Here is a 20,693-nt window from a genome sequence, read left to right as displayed (position 1 = left end):
AAAGGCCCCGGTTACTCGATGATAACTAGCGGCTGGTCGAACTCAACGGCGTCGCCGTCTTCTGCCAAGATAGCTACTACAGTACCGGCTTTGTCAGCTTCGATCTGGTTCATCATCTTCATTGCTTCGACGATACATAGGGTATCACCGACATTGACAGTCTGGCCGACTTCAACAAATGGTTTCGCATCTGGGCTAGGCGCGCGGTAGAAGCTACCTACCATTGGCGATAGAACCTGATGGCCAGCTGGCGCGGCAGCGGCGGCTGGAGCTTCTGCAGCTGGTGCGGCTGCCGGAGCGGCTGGTGCTGCAACTGGTGCAGGAGCGGCAATCACCTGAGCAGGCGCCGCTACTGGGGCAGTAGCACGGCTGATGCGTACCGACTCTTCACCTTCAGAGATTTCCAGTTCGGCAATACCAGATTCTTCTACTAGCTCAATCAGTTTTTTGATTTTACGAATATCCATTTATCTTTCTCTTTTATGTTCAGTTGGCGTCTGCTTGCAGGCGGCGGACCGCAGCTTGCAGGGCGAATTCATAACCATCTGGGCCCAGGCCGCAGATCACCCCGATAGCCTTGTCTGACAGGTAGGAGTGGTGGCGGAATGGTTCCCGGGCATGAACATTAGACAGGTGTATTTCAATGAACGGGATGCTGACGCCCAACAGCGCATCACGGATCGCGACACTGGTGTGGGTAAAGGCAGCCGGATTGATCAGGATAAAATCGACCGTGCCGTGGGCTTGGTGGATCGCATCGATAATCTCGTGTTCCGCGTTCGATTGGATATGGTCTAGCGTCACGCCTAACTCGGTAGCTTTGGCAGTTAAGTGCGTTACGATCTGTGCCAGTGATTGCTGGCCGTAATGTCCCGGTTCGCGTAAACCCAGCAGGTTCAGGTTCGGGCCATTGATCAGTAAAATTCGTTGAACGGTCGACATCTTGACGTTATATCACTTGTATTTGAGGTTTTACTCTAGCAACGTGCAAAAAGCTGCAAAATTGCTTCCCTGTGTTCCGATGTTATCTGCCAAAACATGCTTGATGAGCAATTATAGAGAATTCACCGCAAATCGCAGCAAAATACTGGTCTAATCACCACATTTTAATTTGTACATGTGTACGCTATTTGGCGTTCGAGGGGGGGAATGGAAAATCTAGCAGTTAGCACTATGCGTGACCCACGGGCAAGTGACAATAGCTAGTTGCGATAGAAGTGTAACTTTTGGCACTGGATCAAAAAAGCCGCCTGCAAGCGAAGCTTGGGCGGCTTTGATTCATTTACAGAGGACTTATAGCACTTTCTGCTTTTCTGCGATCAGCTTCTCTACCACGCTTGGGTCAGCCAGGGTTGAGGTATCCCCCAGTGTCGCCGTGTCGCCGGTGGCAATTTTACGCAGGATACGGCGCATGATTTTGCCCGAGCGGGTTTTCGGCAGCGCATCGGTCCAGTGCAGGAAGTCAGGGGTGGCAATCGGGCCGATCTCTTTGCGTACCCAGTCTTTGACTTCTTTGTGCAGCTCGGCGGATGGGATCTCGCCATCGTTGAGGGTGATATAGGCGTAGATCGCCTGCCCCTTGATATCATGCGGTACCCCGACAATCGCCGCTTCGGCAATCTTGTCGAAGGCCACCAGCGCCGATTCGATTTCCGCGGTCCCCATGCGGTGGCCGGAAATGTTCAGGACGTCATCGACACGGCCGGTGATCCAGTAATAGCCGTCTTCGTCACGGCGGGCGCCGTCACCGGTAAAGTACATGCCCTTGAAAGTCGAGAAGTAGGTCTGCTCGAAGCGCTCGTGATCGCCCCACAGGGTGCGCATTTGGCCCGGCCAGGAGTCGATCATCACTAAGTTGCCCTCGGTGGCTCCGTCGAGAATGTTACCCATGTTATCCACCAGCGCAGGCTGTACCCCGAAGAACGGGCGGGTAGCTGAGCCAGGCTTGAGGGCTGTTGCACCCGGTAGCGGGGTGATCAAAATACCGCCGGTTTCGGTCTGCCACCAGGTATCGACAATCGGGCAGCGGCTGTCACCGATGGTGCGGTGGTACCACTCCCAGGCCTCAGGGTTGATTGGCTCGCCGACCGACCCCATGATGCGCAGTGATGAGCGCTGAGTACCGGCAATGGCCTCGTCGCCTTTTGCCATCAGGGCACGGATTGCCGTCGGTGCGGTATAGAGGATATTGACGTTGTGCTTGTCGACCACTTCGCTCATCCGGCTGGTAGACGGGTAGTTCGGCACACCCTCAAACAGCAGTGTGGTGGCCCCGTTAGCCAGCGGACCGTAAACCAGGTAGCTGTGGCCGGTGATCCAGCCCACATCCGCGGTACACCAGTAGATATCGCCTTCCTGGTAGTCAAACACATATTTGAAGGTCATGGTGGCATACACCAGGTAGCCGCCGGTGGTGTGCAGTACGCCTTTCGGTTTGCCGGTTGAGCCCGAGGTGTAGAGGATGAACAGCGGATCTTCGGCATTCATTTCTTCTGGTTCGCAATGGGAAGATGCAACGGCCGTAGCTTCGTGCCACCAGACATCACGGCTGCTGTCCCACTCAACGTTGCCGCCGGTGCGCTTGAACACAATCACTTTCTCGACGCTGGTGACCTCGTCGTTGGCAAGGGCATCATCGACATTTTTCTTCAGCGGCACCGCTCGGCCGCCACGGATCCCCTCATCAGCCGTGACCACGACCTTGGCGTTGGAGTCGGTAATACGGCCGGCTAGAGCTTCTGGCGAGAAACCACCGAATACAATCGTATGGACCGCACCAATGCGGGTACAAGCCAGCATGGCTACAGCGGCTTCGGCAACCATTGGCATGTAAAGGCAAACCACATCGCCCTTGCGCACGCCTTGGCTCTTCAGGGCGTTGGCGAACTGACAGACCTGTTCATGCAGCTGGTTGTAAGTGAGGGTGGCATCATCGGCCGGATCGTCGCCTTCCCAGATAATGGCCGGCTGGTCGCCGCGGGTTGCCAGGTGGCGGTCAATACAGTTGGCAGACACGTTGAGGGTGCCGTCCTGGAACCAACTGATGCTGACGTGGCCGGTATCGAACGAGGTGTTCTTGACCTGGCTGAATGGCTTGATCCAGTCGACTATTTGGCCGTGCTCGCGCCAGAAGCCTTCCGGATTGATCACAGACTGCTGGTACATTTCACGGTACTGCTCGTCGGTAACATGGGCGTTGGCTGCGATGTCCTGGTTTACTGGATACACATGAACCTCACTCATTCTTTTCTCCTTGTGTTCCGTTAATGTCCGTTCTGGACCGGATTATTCTGTATGCAGGTTTTTAGCTTGCGTGATTAATAACTTCCGACAGATCGCCGCAGGTCTCAATTAGACTTTAGGATGAGAGCGGGCGAAATGCGGGGAAATGGCCGGTTTTGCAGTGCCGTTGCAGTCAAAAATTTGCGCTTTATCGCGGATAAAGCGCCATCGTGTTCCATGTAAGGTGTTGATTGGTAGGCTTTCTTTGGTTGGCGATCACGCTTGTCTGGCGACAGGATGAGGCAGGTCGCCGTGTTTTAGCCGAACGTAGATCATCGCGGCGGCAATCGCATCCTGGAGGGCGTCGTGGCGCGGCGGTACCGGCAGGTCGAGGTGGCGGCTGATCGCCTCGAGGCTGAGATCGAAATAGGCATTAGGCAACTGGCGTTCGAGCTGCTCGTGGTAGAGATGGCTGACCTCGATGGTCTTATTGGGCAGCGGGAAGCCGAAGTGGCGGCGGAAGTAGCGGTCGAGGATCGTCTTGTCATAACGGATATGGTAGCCAACCAGGGGCCGGTTGCCGATAAACGCCAGTAGTTTGTCCAGTGCCAGTCCTTCTTCCAGTCCCTGGTTGAGATCCTGGTGACGGATGCGGTGGATGGCGACTGAGCCGGCATCGAGGCTGGCCGGAGCCCGCAGGGTCAGGTGGATAGACTGGCTGGTCAGGATACGGTTATCCAGGATCCGGGTCGCGGCAATGGTCACTAGCTCGGCACTGTGCGGATCCAGGCTGGTGGTCTCGCAGTCGAGCGAGACCAGCTCTGTGCCGCGATAGCGGGAAAACAGCGGCTCGAACTCGCTATGTTTGAATTTGTGGCGATACCACCAGCGTTTAAGGGTATTGATCATCATTCTGCTCCTTGGCCGGTGCTAGTCACGGATCTGGTAGTGATACCCGAGCCATTCCTTAAACTTTTTCACCACATGCAGGCTGTGACGCAGCAAGTCACGGTCGGCACGGTTGAGCCGCTCGACATCGAGATGCTGCTGTAACCCACCAGCAGGAATATCCAGTTGCTGGCGCAGCCGCAGTTTGATAAACAGCTTCAATGCTTCGCTGAGGTTGGAGGCGGTCTCGGTTTCCAGCACCTTGTGCTGTGCCAATTGCTCCAGCCGGATGAATGTATTGTTGGCCTCGATACTATGCTCTAGCGCCAGTGCCCTGACGCCGTGCACAATAGGGAAGATCCCGCCGCGCTTGATATCCAGCCCATCCTTGCCGGCCTTCAGCTTGCCAAACAATGACAACGGAACACTAAAACGCAAAGCCGGACGGGTGAAGGTGGTCAGCAGTAGCTCTTGCTCGGCCATCTGACGATGCAGCTGTTGCTTGATAGGGGCCAGCAGGCCTGGATTACCGGCGACGGCATAGCTGTCGGCGAGGATCGCCAAATCCATCATTTCGTTCTCGGTGCCTTTGCGGGCAAACTCCTTCAGGGTGTGTAACCACTCACTCTGGTGCTTGACCCATTTGGGATTGTTGACCATCACCTTGCCTGGGCAGAGCGGGTAGCCCAGTTGGTGCAGGGTGTGGGTCAGGGTGTCCATGGTCTCGCTCAGCCCCGGCCATTCGACACCGTCTTCGATGATCAGGGCATTGTCCTGATCGGTTTTGAGAATTTGTTCCCCCCGGCCTTCCGAGCCCATCACGATCAGGCAACAGTGGTTCTGCATTGCCTGCGGAACCACCAGGCGAAAGGCTTTTTCGATGATTTGCTCATTGACCGCAGCGATCAGCTCCATCACGAAACGGGTATGGATGCCGTTGTTGAACAGGGTCGCCACCAGCCGGGACTGGCTGCTGGCCGCTAGCGACAGTTCCTCGACGGTGGTGGCGCGGGCGATTCTCAGGGTCAGGACATGGGAGTGGGTGGAGAACAGGCTCAGTACCTGGGTCAGATCCAGCATCCCGACCAACTCGGTACCGTCGGTGACCGACACTCGCTTGACCTTGTGCCGGGTCATCGCCAGCATGGCATTGAACAGGTAGTCGCCTTTACTGACGCTGATCACCGGGCTCGTAGCGACGTCACCAATGGCGGTGGCGGCGGGCAGATCGTCGAGCATGACGGCATGGAGCAAATTGGTGCGGGTTATGATGCCGTAAGGTTGGTTGTCTCCGGCTTCGACCAAGGCGGCATCCATGCCCTGCTGCTGCAACTGCACGGTCGCGGCGTACAAGTCGCAGCTTCGTGGCAGGATCAGACAGGGCTGGATATTGCTGCTATCGACCCGGGTCAGGATGAACTCGGCCAAGTTCTGCTGGCGCTGGGCTTCTTCCAGCAACTGCTGGCGGCGGGCAAGGCTGGTATCGAAGTAGGTCGCGAACTGGCTGTTGCTGCGGTAGAGATCGAGAAACAGCGATTTCGGAACCAGGTAGCACAGGGTATCTTCCAGTGCGGTATAGCGGTGGCGGCAGGTTGATTCGAGCTGGGAGCGAACGTCGAACAGATCATCGCTGGTGTAGTGGGCATAGATTTCACTGCCGTCAGCGGCACTTTCCTCGACGCTGCCCTTGATGATGATGTAAAGCTGCTCGCTCGGTTTGCCGGCTTCGATCAGGATATCCCCGTGGCGGTAATAGGCTACATCCAGCGAGTCGACCAGGCGTTGTTGCTGCTCGTTACTCAGGCGGTCAAAGGGGGGCAGGGAGGTATCAAAGCTGTCGGACATGGCGGCTCTCCGGATCGATTGGCACTGTATGCAGTGTCTGCCCGATGGCGCAAAAGCTCCAGACGACTTTAGTCTACTATCGGCCGAAAAGGTTGCCCAGCAGGGTCAGGTAAGAAGGCGAAATGGGGAAGGAAAAAGAGCGGATAATTTCATTGGGGCTATGTTCCATTGGAGGCATAATAGCGGCCAGGTTTTTTTCAGTACGATAGGACAAGGCATGTTTCGTAGTAGCCCTTACGGTTGGACCTCGCAGTACCTGCTGGGGTTTTTCTTTAATTATGGTGTGTATCTGCCGTTCTGGGCGCTGTGGCTAGCGCATCTGGGGGTGAGTGCCTCCAATATCGGTTTGTTGCTGGGGCTGGGCTTTGGTGTCCGCTGCCTGGCCAATCTGGTGCTTACCCCGCGTATCCATAAAGTCGAGCATCTTATTCCTGCCCTGCGCGGCTTTGGTTTGGCGGCGTTGATCAGCTGTATTGCCTATATCTATTGTGGCGGAAGTTTGTGGGCACTTACCATCATAACGGTGATTTATAACATGATGGTGGGGCCGATCGTGCCGCTCTCGGACGCCTTGGCCAACCACTACGCCAAAGAAGGCCACCTCGACTATGGTCGAACCCGCCTGTGGGGCTCGATTGCTTTTATTGCAGGCTCTACCGTGGTGGGTTTGCTGGCGGCGCAGTACAGCCCGGATGTGATCCCTTGGGTGGCGGCCGCAGGTTTGGTCGGGTCTCTACTGCTGGGCATGCGCCAGCCAACCATCCTGCCGGTATCCGATCCGGGCAGCCACGATCAGCCGCGTCCTGCCCTGATGCAGTTACTGCGTGACCCTGCGGTCCTTCGCTTTCTGACCATCATCGCCTTGTTGCAGGGCAGTCATGCCGCTTATTACAGCTTCAGTGCGATCTACTGGAAAGAAGTGGGTTTCAGCGAAGATGTGATCGGTTATCTGTGGAGCTTCTCGGTGGTGGCGGAAGTGGCGGTGTTTGCCATGAGCAAGCGCCTTTTTGCCGGTTGGTCAGTGGTGGGGATGTTCCGCCTGGCCGCTGTCGGCGTGCTGATCCGCTGGGGGATCACCGCCAGTATGACCGAATTGCCTTTGCTGATCGCAGCTCAGGCTCTGCACGGTGTGACGTTCGCCGCTTGCCATCTGGCAACTATCCGTTATATCCAGAAAGCACAGAGCAACCAGATGGTCGCCTTGCAGGCGTTGTATAACGCCCTGCCGATGGGGGCTTTCATGGCATTGATGACTGCCTTGAGTGGTTGGCTGTACGGTTTGTGGGGAGCCAACATCTTCTGGTTGATGGCCGCGATGGGGATCCCGGCGCTGCTGATGAAAGTCGAGCCGAAGGCACGACGCCAGTTTGCCCAAGCGAGTGAAGTGGCCGACAACCAGTAATTCAGTCTTGGTTGTAGCACGCTGCAGCCAAGAACTGTGATCCTGCTGATTGGTGAGTGCCAGTGGTTTGGTTACACTGGTGCTCATAATATATTCAATTAGTTGGGGATAATACATGGCACAGGGATGGATTGTCGTGCCGGTCACATTGGCCTATCTGGGACTGTTGTTCTGGATAGCCTGGTACGGAGACCGAAAAAAACAGTGGATGTCACGTTGGCGGCCGTGGATTTACTGCCTGTCGATTGCCGTATACTGCACCTCCTGGACCTTTTACGGCACGGTTGGCCAAGCCAGCCAGAATATCTGGTCCTTCCTTCCTATCTACATCGCGCCGATTTTGGTGTTCACTTTCTTCTGGCGGGTGCTCGCCAGGTTGATCCTGATCGCCAAGCGTGAACACATTACCTCCATTGCCGACTTTATTGCGGCCCGTTACGGGAAGTCGCAGGGGCTCGCTGTACTGGTCACGCTGATTGCCGTGGTCGGTATATTGCCGTATATCGCCCTGCAGCTGCGCGGGATCACCATGGGGCTGGAGCTGGTTGCTCCGGGATTGGGCCAGGACATGGCGCACCCCGAGGGGAAAAGCACGGTCGATACCGCTTGGGTGGTGACGGTGGCCTTGGCTGTTTTTACCGTGCTGTTTGGTACCCGCCATATCGACAGTACCGAGCACCACCGCGGCATGATGATGGCAGTAGCGTTCGAATCCATTATCAAGCTGGTGGCGTTCTTGGTCGTCGGGGTGTTTGCCGTGGCTTTGCTGTTTGATATTCCCGATCTGCCAGCGGCCAGCCGCGAGTTACTCCAGCCTGCCACCCCCCATGTCGGCAGTTTGCTGATCCACACCTTGTTCACTATGGCAGCGATCATCTGCTTGCCGCGCCAGTTCCATACCACGGTAGTCGAGAACGAAAGGGCACAGGATCTGCATCGGGCGCGTTGGGTGTTCCCGGGCTACCTGCTGCTGATGGGGATTTTTGTCATTCCGCTGGCGCTGGCCGGCCAGGTGTGGCTGCCTCATATCGCCGCTGATACTTATGTGATCAATTTGCCGCTGCTGCATGGTGCGGAAGGTATTGCCCTGCTGGCATTTCTGGGCGGAACCTCGGCCGCCAGCGGGATGGTGATCGTATCGACTATCGCTCTGGCCATCATGGTCTCTAATGACTTGGTGTTGCCGTTGCTGCTGCGCCGTATGCGCATCTCCGGCCGTAACTACCATGCCTTTTCGGGGATCCTGCTCAATATTCGCCGGGGGCTGATCTTGCTGCTGCTGCTGGCCGCCTGGGGTTTTTACCAGGCGCTCGGTGAGATCCCCTCGCTGTCTGCGATCGGCTTGCTGTCCTTTGCCGCCATTGCCCAGTTCGCCCCAGCACTCTTGGGCGGGATCTACTGGCGGGAAGGTAACCGCAACGGTGTTTATGCCGGATTGCTGGGCGGGGTTGCGGTATGGGGCGTGACCATGATGGGGCAGACCAATATGCTGGCCGGTACGGCGCAAACCAATATCCTGCTATGGCTGCTCACGCCACCGGATTGGCCGTTGCTCGGAGACCTGTCTAGTGTTGACTGGGGCATGCTGCTGAGCCTGCTGGTTAATATCGGTCTTTATGTTAGTGTGTCCTTACTTTCTCGCTCTAGCCTGACAGAAAGACTGCAAGCGGCCTCATTTGTTGGCGCGCCGCTGCCGGAGAGTGGTGACAGCAGCCTGTACCAGACCCGGGTTACCGTTGCTGAGCTGGAAATGCTGGCGGCGAGGTTTGTCGGCCGCAAGCGTATCCGCCATGCCTTCCGCCAGTTTGGCGAACAGCGCCATGAAGCCCTGCTGCCACAGCAGCAGGCATCTGCGACCCTGATCCGCCATACCGAACGGGTATTGGCAGGGGTCTTCGGTGCCTCTTCCGCTCGCCTGGTGCTGACTTCGGCCCTACAAGGGCGCAAAATGCAGCTGGAGGAAGTGGCAACCATTGTCGACGAGGCATCGGAGCTGTTTGATTTCAGCCGCGGCCTGCTGCAGGGGGCAATTGAGCATATCAGTCAGGGAATTGCGGTGGTCGACAAGCAGCTGCGGCTGGTGGCATGGAACCAGCGCTACCTGGAATTGTTTACTTTTCCGCCCGGCCTCATTCAGGTCGGCAGGCCGATTGCCGATGTGATCCGCCACAACGCTGAATTAGGATTATGCGGTCCGGGTGATCCTGAGAGCCACGTCGCCAAGCGGGTCGAGCACCTACAGCGCGGCACGGCACATACCTCGTCGCGCATCCGTCCTGATGGTCAGGTGATTGAAGTGCAAGGCAACCCGATGCCCGGCGGCGGGTTTGTCATGAGCTTTACCGATATCACCGAGTTCCGGAATGCCGAGAAAGCCCTGCAGGAAGCTAATGAAACCCTGGAAGAACGAGTCCGTCAGCGAACCAGTGAGCTCGAGCGCCTCAACCGCCAACTGGTCAGTGCAACCCAGCAAGCTGAACTGCAGGCCCATTCCAAGGGACGGTTTCTGGCCGCGGTCAGCCATGACTTGATGCAGCCGCTCAATGCCGCCCGGCTGTTCTCGTCCTCGCTGGCGGAAGTGGCCAAAGAGTCGGAAGCAGCCAAGCTGGCCCGCCATATCGAAAGCGCTCTCGGCGCGGCGGAAGATTTGATTGGCGATTTGCTGGATGTGTCCCGACTGGAGTCCGGCAAACTGCAGGTCAATGTCTATGCCTTTCGGATCAGCGAGGTACTCGATACCCTGAGTGCCGAGTTCGGTGCTTTGGCCCGCGAGCAGGGGATCATCTTCGAAGTCGTTCCCTGCAATGCGGTGATCCATTCGGACCCTAAATTGCTGCGCCGGGCGTTGCAGAACTTTCTCACCAATGCGTTTCGTTATAACCCGAAGGGCAAGGTGGTGTTGGGGGTGCGCCGCCGTGGTAGCCACCTGCAAGTCGAGGTGTGGGATAACGGGCCTGGCATTCCCGAGGAAAAGCAGGCCCATATCTTTGATGAATTTACCCGGATCGAGCGCAGCGGTGTCGATCACGGTTTGGGGTTGGGCCTTGCCATTGCCCGCGGGATCAGCCGGGTGCTGGACCATTCCTTGTCGCTGCGCTCATGGCCGGGCAAGGGCACGGTGTTTTCACTTGGGGTGCGTCGGGGGATATTGGCCTCCGTACCAGAGAAACCAGAGGCAGCAGCCAAGCCGCAGGCACCATTGGCCGGCCTCAAGGTGCTGTGCGTGGATAACGAACCGGATATCCTGCTGGGGATGGAAACCTTGCTGGCCCGCTGGGGCTGCGAGATCCGCTTGGCCGAAACGGTGACCGTGGCCATGCAGCAGCTTGGCGATGGCTGGCAGCCCGATTTCATCTTGAGTGATTACCATCTCACCGGCGGTGAAACCGGCCTGCAGGTCTTGCAGCAATGCACCCTGAAGCTCGGGAAGTGTTTCCGCGGCGCGGTGATCAGTGCGGACCGAACCGAGGAGACCAAGGCGATGATTGAGGGGCACGGCTTTAGTTTCATCAGCAAGCCGGTCAAGCCGCTCAAGCTGCGGGCGCTGCTCAACCAGCACCAAAAAGCGCGTGCTTATTAGATGTAGTCTTAATTGCATGTTATACCCAAGCTACTTCAAGAGGCAGGTTCAGCGAGAATTTATAAGCTTATAGACAAGGCATTGTTTTGAAGATCTAGTGGCTCTAAATCAAGAAACAACATAGAGGGGGGGATTTCAAAACCTATCTGCAGGTAGGCACTGGGCTGGCATTCCAGGCCGGAGCGACAGGGATGTCTTTATGTATTTTTGAAATTATCACTCTTTGGCATGCCTTTTATGTTCGAAAAAAACGGAGCCGTATAGGCTCCGTTTTCATCTATTTTTCAGTCTGTTTGATTAGTGGTCGTGGGCGGCACCGGCACCTTTCGGGTAACGGATGGACTCCACCATATCCTGTACTTCGTTTGGTACTTCAGCCGTGAACTTGTTCACTACAATCGAGACCACGAAGTTCACACACATACCCAGTGTACCGATCCCCTCAGGGCTGATACCGAACCACCAGTTTTCCGGGGTGCTTGCCGCTGGGTTGATGAACTTGAAGTAGATGATGTAGCTGGCTGTGAAGGCGATACCTGTCAGCATACCGGCAATGGCCCCTTCCTTGTTCATCTTCTTGTAGAAGATACCAAGGATGATCGCCGGGAAGAAGGAGGCAGCGGCCAAGCCGAAGGCGAAGGCGACAACCTGTGCCACGAAGCCCGGCGGATTGATACCCAGGTAACCCGCACCCACGATGGCGACAATGGCTGCGACACGTGCGGCGAGCAGCTCCTGCTTGTCGGTCATATTGGGCTTGAAGCCTTTCTTCAGTAAGTCATGGGATATCGAGGTCGAGATCACCAGCAGTAGACCGGCTGCGGTTGATAGCGCGGCTGCTAGGCCACCCGCTGCCAGTAATGCCACTACCCAGTTTGGCAATTTCGCCAGCTCAGGAGATGCCAGTACGATGATGTCTCGGTTGATAGTCATTTCGTTGCGCTCATCGCCCGAGTAGAACATCTTGCCGTCGCCGTTCTTGTCTTCCCAGCTTACCAGGCCAGTGCTTTCCCAGTTTTTGTACCAGCTTGGTGCATCTGCGGCGGCAACACCCTGCATGTCAGGTCCGTTGATGGTTTCAATCATGTTGACACGGGCAAAGGCGGCAACACCTGGTGCGGTAGTGTACAGCAATGAGATGAACAGCAATGCCCAGCCAGCCGAGATGCGCGCATCGCGGACTTTCGGTACCGTGAAGAAACGGATGATAACGTGTGGCAGGCCTGCGGTACCGACCATCAGGGCGGCACAGATGAAGAACACATCCACCATGCTCTTGTTGCCTTCGGTATAGGCGGTAAACCCGAGTTCTTCGGTCAAGCCGTCCAGTTTATCCAACAGATAGACATCGGTGCCCGAGATCGTTGACCCCATACCAATCTGTGGGAACGGGTTGCCGGTCATCATGATCGAGGTGAAGATAGCCGGGACAAGGAAGGCGAAAATGAGCACACAGAATTGAGCCACCTGCGTATAAGTGATGCCTTTCATGCCACCCAGTACAGCGTAGAAGAACACAATCCCCATACCGATGATGATGCCCAGGTTGATATCCACCTCGAGGAAGCGGGAGAACACCACGCCCACGCCACGCATCTGGCCTGCGACATAGGTAAAAGAAACGAAGATGGCACAGAAGACCGCCACCATACGCGCGGTTTTGGAGTAGTAGCGCTCACCGATGAAATCAGGCACGGTGAACTGGCCAAATTTGCGTAGGTAAGGTGCCAGGCAGAGTGCCAGTAGCACGTATCCCCCGGTCCAGCCCATCAGGTATACCGCACCGTCGTAACCGACAAAGGAGATAATACCGGCCATCGAGATGAATGAGGCCGCCGACATCCAGTCAGCCGCAGTGGCCATGCCGTTTGCCACTGGGTGGACACCGCCACCGGCGACGTAGAACTCACTGGTTGACCCGGCGCGGGCCCAGACCGCGATACCGATGTAGAGAGCGAATGTGATGCCGACGAGAATAAACGTCCAAGTTTGAATATCCATGTTCTAAACCCCTAGTCTTCCTGTACGTTGTATTTCTTGTCGAGCGCATTCATTCGCGCTACGTAGACAAATATCAGGGCAACAAAGGTGTATATCGACCCTTGTTGGGCAAACCAAAACCCAAGTTTGAAACCACCCAGTTGAATGGTGTTGAGGGCATCGACAAATAAGATCCCCGCGCCATAAGACACCACAAACCAGATGGCCAGCAGTGTGCCCATAATTCCCAAGTTTTCCTTCCAGTAGGCTTGAGCATGTTCTGTTGATTCGAACGCCATTGCCTTCTCCTTTCACGTCGTCATAAATCACGTTAATGAAATGTTACGCATTGACAATAGCAATGAATGGTCAAGGAAACAGTGCAACTTTAGTCGAGGGAAAAACGGCAAAATCGCTGACTTGGCAGCGATTTTGTGAACTCAGGCGGAAATTGAGGATGTTGTAAAAATGTTGCGTTAGCCGAAAGTCTAACGGGGCAGTGAAAAAATTATGGGTTGATATCCATCTGCTGCAGCAAAATGACCGCCTGGGTACGGTTCTTTACCCCGAGCTTGCGGAATATGGCGGTCATATGGGCCTTGATCGTGGCTTCTGAGACATTGAGCTCATAGGCGATCTGCTTGTTGAGCAGGCCGTCGGAGAGCATCCCCAGTACCTTGTATTGTTGTGGGGTGAGGGCGGCGATTTTATCCGTCAGCTCGGTCAGCTCTTCGTTGTCTTCGCCCAGCCCTTCGGGAAATACCGGCTCGCCATCGAGCACTTGGTTGAGCGAGCTGATCAGCGCCCGCATATCACTGGACTTGGGGATAAAGCCAAATGCCCCGTGGCTGCGCACCTGGCGGATCACGCTGGCTTCTTCGCTGGCGGAAATGACCACAATCGGCAGATCGGGATATTGGCTGCGGAGCTGGATCAGTCCTGACATCCCGTTGGCACCGGGCATCTTGAGATCGAGCAGGAGCAGGTCGACATCGTCCTCTTTGTCGAGCAGGGTGAGCAGGCTGTCGAGTGAATCGGCTTCGAGCAGGTTGGCACCGCTGATCGCCATATGCACCGATTGAAACAGTGCATTACGGAACAGCGGGTGGTCATCGGCAATCACGATTGTGTACTGGGCGTCCATGGCAATCACATCTTGTTGTTTTTAATAACGCTATCACTGGTTCTGGAGTAGATCAATTTGTTAACACTCAAGATCTGAACTGGATCAGACCTGCGTGTCGGTGCGGTGTAATTCGGCGGTGTAATGCGGGAGATCGGGGCGCGAAAGTACGGCTAATGAAGCGGGATCAAGGAGAACCGGCGCGCGAGTTCCATCGGAGGAAAACCCGCGCCGCGTGGGGTGAATGCCTAACGGGTCAGCTGGTGGCTGGCCAAATGAGCGAGGAAGGGTTCGGCTTTCATAAAGCCGGTCAGGCGTGCGCCTTCCATCCGGTTGCCATTGCTATCCCAGAAATCCAAGGTTGGCAGGCCGAGCACATCCATCGCCTGCAGCAATTCGAAATCTGCCGCAGAGCTCTGGGTGACATCGGCCTGGAGCAGGATGAAGTTACCAAGCTGTTTGGCAACCGCCGGATCATGGAAGGTGTATTTCTCAAACTCCTTGCAAGCCACACACCAGTCGGCGTAAAAATCCAGCATGACCGGGCGTTGTTGGGCCTTGGCTTCCTCGAGGGCTAGGGTCAGGTCATCGATGTTGCTGATGCGCTTGAATTCGACGCTGACGGCCTGCTCCGTGGCCATGCGCGCCGTGGAGCCTGTTAGCATGAGGTAGAGCGGCTGGACCGAGATAAACAAGCCGACAATCGCCACGACCGCCAGGGTGCTGCTGCGCCACGATACCGCCAGGGTATTTTTGACATGGTAGAGCCAGCCAAAGGCGGCAATGCCGAGCAGCGACCACAGGTAGGGCATCAGGTAACTCGGCAGGATGCGCTCGAGCAGGAATAGCGGTACCGCCAGCAGGACAAAACCGAAAAACGCCTTAACGTGGTTCATCCAGTTGCCCGCTTTTGGTAGTAGCTTGTTGCCGAACATCGCGGCAAGAATGAGCGGGATCCCCATGCCGATTGCCAAGGCATAGAGCGCCACGGCCCCGGTTAGCAAGTCGCCGCTCTGGGCGACGTAGATCAGCGCTCCGGAAAGCGGCGCGGTGGTGCATGGGGAGCATACCAACCCGGATATCGCCCCCATGGCAAATACCCCGCCACTGCGTCCGCCTTGCTGCTTGTTGCTCAGGCCGTTGAGCCAGGTCTGGACGCTGCTCGGCAATTGCAGGGTATACATGCCGAACATCGACATCGCCAGCGCGACGAATAGCACACTAAGGCCAATTAGGATATACGGATGCTGCAGGGCGGCCTGGAACTGCATACCGGCAGAGGCAACCACCAGCCCGAGCAGGGTATAGGTCAGCGCCATTCCCTGGACGTAGATAAAAGCAAGGCGGAAGGCACGGCCGTGGCTGAGCTGGCCGTTACCGAGAACGATACCGCTCAGGATCGGATACATCGGCAGCACACAGGGGGTAAAGGCCAGGCCGATCCCCAGCGCCAGAAACACCAGCGGGGTCCACCACTGCTCGGCCAGATCGCTGGCTAGCCTGTCTTGCGTTGACGCTGGAGCACTGGTTGCTGGGGGGGAGTAGGCACTTACTTTATTTTCATTCGTTACCGATGCAATCGGCGGGTTCACGGGATCCTGCCGGGTGGTACTCGCGCCTGTTGCGACAGCGCTGAGCGGCACTTGGCGGATTTCCGGCGGGTAGCAGAAGCCGGCTTCGGCACAGCCCTGATAGCGAACGGTTAGAATGTCATCGTTGTTGGCTTGTTGTATCGGTACGGTCAGGGTGAGCGGCTCGGTGTAGATGTTGACTTCACCGAAGAACTCATCGTGGTAGGGCTTGCCGGCTGGGATGTCGATGCTGCCGATCGTGGCCGCGTCCGAGCTCACCGAGAGCTGGTGCTGGTAGAGGTAGTAACCGGGTTTGATCTGCCAGTCGAGGTAGACCCGGTCGCCCTGCTGGGTGAAGTTGAAGCGGAAGGCTTCATCGACGGTCACAAAGGTGTTGGGGGTAGTGTCAAAGCCCGGCAGCTTCAGTGCCGAGGCGGGGAGGCTTATCACCAGCAGGCTGAGCAAGGCAAGTAGAGATAGGCTCCGGGCTGAAGCTAACCGGCCTGCCGCGCAATGGATTCGTTGTAATAATGTCATTGGTTCTGGCTCGTCTATGAGTTGCCCAGCCAAGCGGGTTGGCCGGGAAAGAACAGCAAGTTTGGCGCCACTGTTGGGTAACCTTGTGATAGGTTGCAGGCAATAGCCTCGGCTTCGGCCGGTAACATCGTGCGCCATGAACTAACTATACTCTGTCAGACCGAGTTAATCAGTGTTTGGTTTCATTTGGTTGCTAGCTGACTGTTGTTGAGTGCATCACGCATGAAATCGGTGAAGATCTGGATATGGGCAGGGACATAGCCCAAGCGCTGGTAGAGCATGTATATCGGGCGCGGTGGCGAGTACCAGTTATCCATCATGGTCGAGAGCTGTCCGGAGGCAAGGGCATCGGCCACTACATAGTTGGGTAAGCACGCAATCCCCAGTCCCTGGATAGCCGCTTGCTTGATACTGTTGAGATCCGCAATCGCCATTTTGACCGGCGAGTTTATCCAGATGGTATCTTGGTTGTTCTGCTTGTTGGTTAGTGCCCACTCAAACTCAGGCACGCTGGCCAAGCGGGCGTGCTCGTTGAGCTCGTCGGGATGGGCCGGTGCGCCATGGCTGGCGAGGTAGGCTGGGCTGGCGACCAGAACCCGTTGGGATTCACCAATATTGGCCGCGGCGAAACTGGAGTCCGGTTGCTGGCCGACCCGGAAGACCACGTCGTACTGCTCGGGGCTGTAGTCATGGTGCTGGTTGGACAGGTGGGTCAGCGACAGGGTGATCGCTGGGTACTGGGCCAGAAACTGGTTAAACAGCGGCATTAGCCGGTACGTGAGCAGGCCAACCGGCGCGGAAATGCGCAACGCGCCCTGCGGTTCGTTTTGGCTGCTGTCGAGCAGCTCCGTGGTCGCCGCTTCGAGCTGCGCCAGCAGGGGGTGGCAGCGTTCGAAATAACTCCTGCCGAGTGGCGTCAGGGAAACATTGCGGCTGTCTCGGATCACCAGTTGGCTGCCGAGGGTATCTTCCAGCCGCTGGAGCCGCCGGCTCAGGGTGGTGGGGGGAACATCTAATGCACTGGCGGCTGCTCTGAAACTTCCGTGTTGGGCAATCGCTATCAGGGTGCGCAGGTCATCTAACTTCATACCATTTTTGCATCGCTGCATAACACTTTTACCTCTATCACCAAGTGGCCTCAATGGCTACTATTAGCGGGCAGGCTTTCCTGTCTTGGCCTGCTCTGTAGCAAAATGAGACATGAATCCGGTCGGGATGTTGGGATTGACATCACCACCGGAATGAGCAAATACGTCGGGAATCCGTATCTGCTCTCAGTCTTCGCCCTAGGACGGGGCGGAGACATTAATTACCATTCTAACCTTTCTTCTCGGTTCAAACCCTGAACCAAGTTTTCCAAACCGTATCTTATTGTGACTTATTCTGTCTTAGTCGCAGATAATCCTGTTGTATTGCCGAGCAATGTCATGTCGTTTTCTTGCTCAAGCCTCAAGCCTCAAGCCTCAAGCCTCAAGCCTCAAGCCTCAAGCCTCAAGCCTCAAGCCTCAAGCCTCAAGCCTCAAGCCAATAAAAAAGGCCGCCCGTAGGCGACCTTGATAGGGAGCAATTATCCTTAATTACAGGATGATGCCACCGAATACGAAGCCTAGCGCCACCGACGTTGCGATAGTAACCACACCCGGGATAAAGAATGGGTGGTTGAAGACTAGGTTACCGATACGGGTAGAGCCTGTGTCATCCATCTCAACGGCTGCAAGTAGCGTTGGGTAAGTTGGTAGTACGAATAGCGCACTTACTGCCGCGAAAGAAGCGATAGCGGTCAGCGGAGCAACACCGATAGCCAATGCAGCAGGCATTAGCGCGGTAGTGGTTGCGCCCTGAGAGTAAAGCAGCATAGAAGCAAAGAACAGAACCAGTGCTAGCATCCATGGGTAGTCGCTCAGTAGAGAGCCTGCCACTTCTTTGATGCCGTCAACGTGGCCGTTAACGAACGTAGAACCAAGCCATGCCACACCCAGAACACACACACATGCAGTCATACCAGAGCGGAATGTTGGTGCCGCTGGGATTTTCGCTGCATCGATACCAGTAGTGAACACGATAGCCGCTGCTGCCGCTAGCATGAAGGTCATGATCGCTTCGTTACGACCAAGCGCTGGGTTCTCGATCAGGCCAACAGAGCCTGAGATAGCCGCTGCGTAAGCAACAACGATTAGAATTGCACCCAAGAAGATGAAGGTTGCTTTCTTCGCTGACGCTGGGATTTCACGCTTGGTTGAACCCTGTAGCTTGATAAGGCCTTTTTCCAGACGCTCTTGGTAAACAACGTCATCTTTTAGCTCACAGCCTAGGAAGTTAGCGACGAATGCACCAACCATACAAGCAATGAAGGTTGTTGGGATACAGATAGCCAGCAGGGTTAGGTAGCCCACTCCGAGCGGTTCAAGAATGCCAGAGAAGAAAACAACCGCTGCGGAGATAGGCGATGCGGTGATCGCGATTTGAGAAGCAACAACAGCGATAGATAGCGGACGTGAAGGACGGATACCTTGCTCTTTAGCTACTTCAGCGATAACTGGAAGCGTTGAGAACGCCGTGTGACCAGTACCTGCCATGAGGGTCATCAGGTAAGTCACGATAGGTGCGTAGAAAGTAATACGCTTAGGGTTCTTACGCAGGAAGTTTTCGGCTAGTTCAACCAGCCAATCCATACCACCGGCAACCTGCATAGCAGCGATCGCAGTGATAACAGACATGATGATAAGGATTACGTCAATTGGGATATAGCTTTGGCTTGTTGGCATCCCCAACAGCAGGGAAAGCACGATAACACCGGCGCCACCCGCCAGACCAATACCAATACCACCAATTCGGGCGCCCAAGAAAATGAACGCGAGAACGACTAATAGTTCTACACCAACCATATGATTGTCCTGTCTTAAAGTTTAAAAATAAAAGGGGGAAATCTGTAGCAAAAAAGGCGGATCCTCATCCTGAAAATCCGCCGGGCTGTTTATTAGTTACGACTTAGTTGTAACGCTTAGCCTTGTATTCTGGGTGCATCAGGTTCTGTACCGAGAAGATGTCGTCTAGCTGCTCTTCAGTTAGAAGACCACGCTCTAGAACCACTTCACGGACGCTCTTACCGGTTTCAGCACAGATCTTACCTACGATGTCACCTTCGTGGTGGCCAATGAATGGGTTTAGGTAAGTTACGATACCGATAGAGTTGAACACGAAGCTTTCACAAACTTCTTTGTTCACTGTGATGCCGTCGATACACTTGTCACGTAGGTTGATACACGCATTCTTCAGGATGTCGATAGACTCGAACAGTGCCTGACCGATCACTGGCTCCATAACGTTCAGCTGTAGCTGACCGGCTTCGGCTGCGAAAGTGATGGTTGTATCGTTACCGATGACTTTGAAGCAAACCTGGTTTACCACTTCTGGTACTACTGGGTTTACTTTTGCTGGCATGATAGAAGAGCCAGCTTGCATTTCTGGTAGGTTAATTTCGTTAAGACCAGCACGAGGACCTGAAGAAAGAAGGCGCAGGTCGTTACAGATCTTAGACAGCTTAACCGCGGTACGCTTAAGGGCACCGTGAACCATTACGTAAGCACCACAGTCAGAGGTTGCTTCGATTAGGTCTTCTGCAGGTACACATGGTAGGCCTGTTACTTCAGCTAGACGCTGAACTGCAAGCTCCTGGTAACCTGTCGCTGCGTTAAGGCCAGTACCGATAGCCGTTGCACCTAGGTTAACTTCTAGAAGCAACTGAGCAGTGTACTGAAGGTTCTTGATTTCTTCTTTGATAAGTACGCCGAACGCGTGGAATTCCTGACCAACAGTCATTGGTACTGCGTCCTGAAGCTGGGTACGGCCCATTTTCAGTACATTAGCGAACTCTTTGTCTTTCGCATCGAAAGCACCTTTTAGGTACTCAAGTGCTTCAAGCATAGTCATGATGCTGTTGTATACCGCTACACGGAAACCTGTAGGGTAAGCACAGTTAGTAGACTGAGACTTGTTAACGTGGTCGTTCGGGTTAACGATGTCATATTCGCCTTTCTCTTTGCCCATTAGCTCAAGAGCAAGGTTTGCAATAACTTCGTTGGTGTTCATGTTTACAGAAGTACCGGCACCGCCCTGGTATACATCTGACGGGAACTGATCCATGCACTTACCTGTTTCAAGGATCACATCACACGCTTTGATGATGTATTCGCCAACTTCTGATGGGATAACGCCCAGCTCTTTGTTCGCCATTGCCGCTGCTTTTTTGGTGAAAACCATGCCGCGAACGAACTCTGGAACGTCAGAGATAGTCGTGTTAGAGATATTGAAGTTTTCTACTGCACGTAGGGTGTGGATACCCCAGTAAGCGTCAGCTGGAACTTGGCGTTCACCGAGTAGATCTTCTTCGATACGAGTTGCAACGTTGTTTACCATTGCTTCATTTTTTTCTAGATCAATCATCTGAGACATGACGTAGCCTTAGTGGAATCTGCTAATTAAATTCAAATATTGAGCCAATTCTGAAACTTTAGAATCCATTCCGCAGAGAGTTTGGCTAGATGA

14 protein-coding genes are annotated in these 20,693 nt (G+C 55.2%); 2 read left to right on the top strand and 12 right to left on the bottom strand.

The annotated features are described in order from the left end of the window. Positions 1 to 11 precede the first annotated feature (11 nt). The 5 genes from accB to PTW35_RS16525 form a co-directional block, all read right to left on the bottom strand. On the bottom strand, positions 12 to 467 hold the full coding sequence (accB, locus tag PTW35_RS16545; RefSeq protein ID WP_281025884.1) for an acetyl-CoA carboxylase biotin carboxyl carrier protein: 456 nt from the start codon (positions 465 to 467) through the stop codon (positions 12 to 14). A 19-nt stretch (positions 468 to 486) separates the two neighbouring features. After that, on the bottom strand, positions 487 to 942 hold the full coding sequence (aroQ, locus tag PTW35_RS16540) for a type II 3-dehydroquinate dehydratase (RefSeq protein WP_281025883.1): 456 nt from the start codon (positions 940 to 942) through the stop codon (positions 487 to 489). A gap of 351 nt (positions 943 to 1,293) precedes the next feature. After that, positions 1,294 to 3,243, bottom strand: a complete 1,950-nt coding sequence (acs, locus tag PTW35_RS16535) for an acetate--CoA ligase (RefSeq protein WP_281025882.1) — start codon at positions 3,241 to 3,243, stop codon at positions 1,294 to 1,296. Between the two features lie 255 nt (positions 3,244 to 3,498). After that, positions 3,499 to 4,128, bottom strand: coding sequence for a 3'-5' exonuclease (locus PTW35_RS16530; protein WP_281027541.1), 630 nt, complete (start codon positions 4,126 to 4,128; stop codon positions 3,499 to 3,501). Between the two features lie 24 nt (positions 4,129 to 4,152). Beyond that, positions 4,153 to 5,955 carry a DUF294 nucleotidyltransferase-like domain-containing protein gene (locus PTW35_RS16525; RefSeq protein ID WP_281025881.1) on the bottom strand — a complete coding sequence of 601 codons (1,803 nt, stop codon included), beginning with the start codon at positions 5,953 to 5,955 and terminating at the stop codon, positions 4,153 to 4,155. Between the two features lie 217 nt (positions 5,956 to 6,172). Here PTW35_RS16525 and PTW35_RS16520 point away from each other — a divergent pair, with 217 nt between their 5' ends. Together PTW35_RS16520 and PTW35_RS16515 are read left to right on the top strand one after the other, a co-directional pair. Then, entirely contained in the window at positions 6,173 to 7,357 is a 1,185-nt protein-coding gene (locus PTW35_RS16520; RefSeq protein ID WP_281025880.1) for a 3-phenylpropionate MFS transporter, read from the top strand. Between the two features lie 115 nt (positions 7,358 to 7,472). Continuing rightward, positions 7,473 to 10,937 carry a PAS-domain containing protein gene (locus tag PTW35_RS16515; RefSeq protein ID WP_281025879.1) on the top strand — a complete coding sequence of 1,155 codons (3,465 nt, stop codon included), beginning with the start codon at positions 7,473 to 7,475 and terminating at the stop codon, positions 10,935 to 10,937. A 297-nt stretch (positions 10,938 to 11,234) separates the two neighbouring features. Here the strand turns inward: PTW35_RS16515 and PTW35_RS16510 are convergent, their stop codons facing one another. The 7 genes from PTW35_RS16510 to aspA form a co-directional block, all read right to left on the bottom strand. Then, positions 11,235 to 12,938, bottom strand: a complete 1,704-nt coding sequence (locus PTW35_RS16510; protein ID WP_281025878.1) for a sodium:solute symporter family protein — start codon at positions 12,936 to 12,938, stop codon at positions 11,235 to 11,237. An 11-nt stretch (positions 12,939 to 12,949) separates the two neighbouring features. Continuing rightward, a complete protein-coding gene (locus PTW35_RS16505) occupies positions 12,950 to 13,216 on the bottom strand; it encodes a DUF4212 domain-containing protein (RefSeq protein WP_107301506.1) in 267 nt (88 codons plus the stop codon). A gap of 209 nt (positions 13,217 to 13,425) precedes the next feature. Beyond that, complete coding sequence (locus tag PTW35_RS16500; RefSeq protein ID WP_039458658.1) at positions 13,426 to 14,061, bottom strand: response regulator transcription factor; 636 nt, start codon at positions 14,059 to 14,061, stop codon at positions 13,426 to 13,428. A 227-nt stretch (positions 14,062 to 14,288) separates the two neighbouring features. After that, positions 14,289 to 16,148: a protein-disulfide reductase DsbD gene (locus tag PTW35_RS16495; protein ID WP_281027540.1), complete on the bottom strand. Its 1,860-nt coding sequence runs from the start codon at positions 16,146 to 16,148 to the stop codon at positions 14,289 to 14,291. Positions 16,149 to 16,330: 182 nt separating this feature from the next. Continuing rightward, positions 16,331 to 17,236 (bottom strand): LysR family transcriptional regulator, encoded by a 906-nt coding sequence (locus PTW35_RS16490; RefSeq protein WP_281025877.1) that lies wholly within the window; start codon positions 17,234 to 17,236, stop codon positions 16,331 to 16,333. A gap of 489 nt (positions 17,237 to 17,725) precedes the next feature. Further along, positions 17,726 to 19,033 (bottom strand): anaerobic C4-dicarboxylate transporter, encoded by a 1,308-nt coding sequence (locus PTW35_RS16485; protein WP_187460033.1) that lies wholly within the window; start codon positions 19,031 to 19,033, stop codon positions 17,726 to 17,728. A gap of 103 nt (positions 19,034 to 19,136) precedes the next feature. Further along, on the bottom strand, positions 19,137 to 20,600 hold the full coding sequence (aspA, locus tag PTW35_RS16480; protein ID WP_039459784.1) for an aspartate ammonia-lyase: 1,464 nt from the start codon (positions 20,598 to 20,600) through the stop codon (positions 19,137 to 19,139). Between the last annotated feature and the right edge of the window lie 93 nt (positions 20,601 to 20,693).

Source organism: Photobacterium sp. DA100 (genome assembly GCF_029223585.1).
In the GTDB taxonomy this organism is placed as follows: domain Bacteria; phylum Pseudomonadota; class Gammaproteobacteria; order Enterobacterales; family Vibrionaceae; genus Photobacterium.
This window is presented reverse-complemented; position numbering and strand designations above follow the sequence as displayed.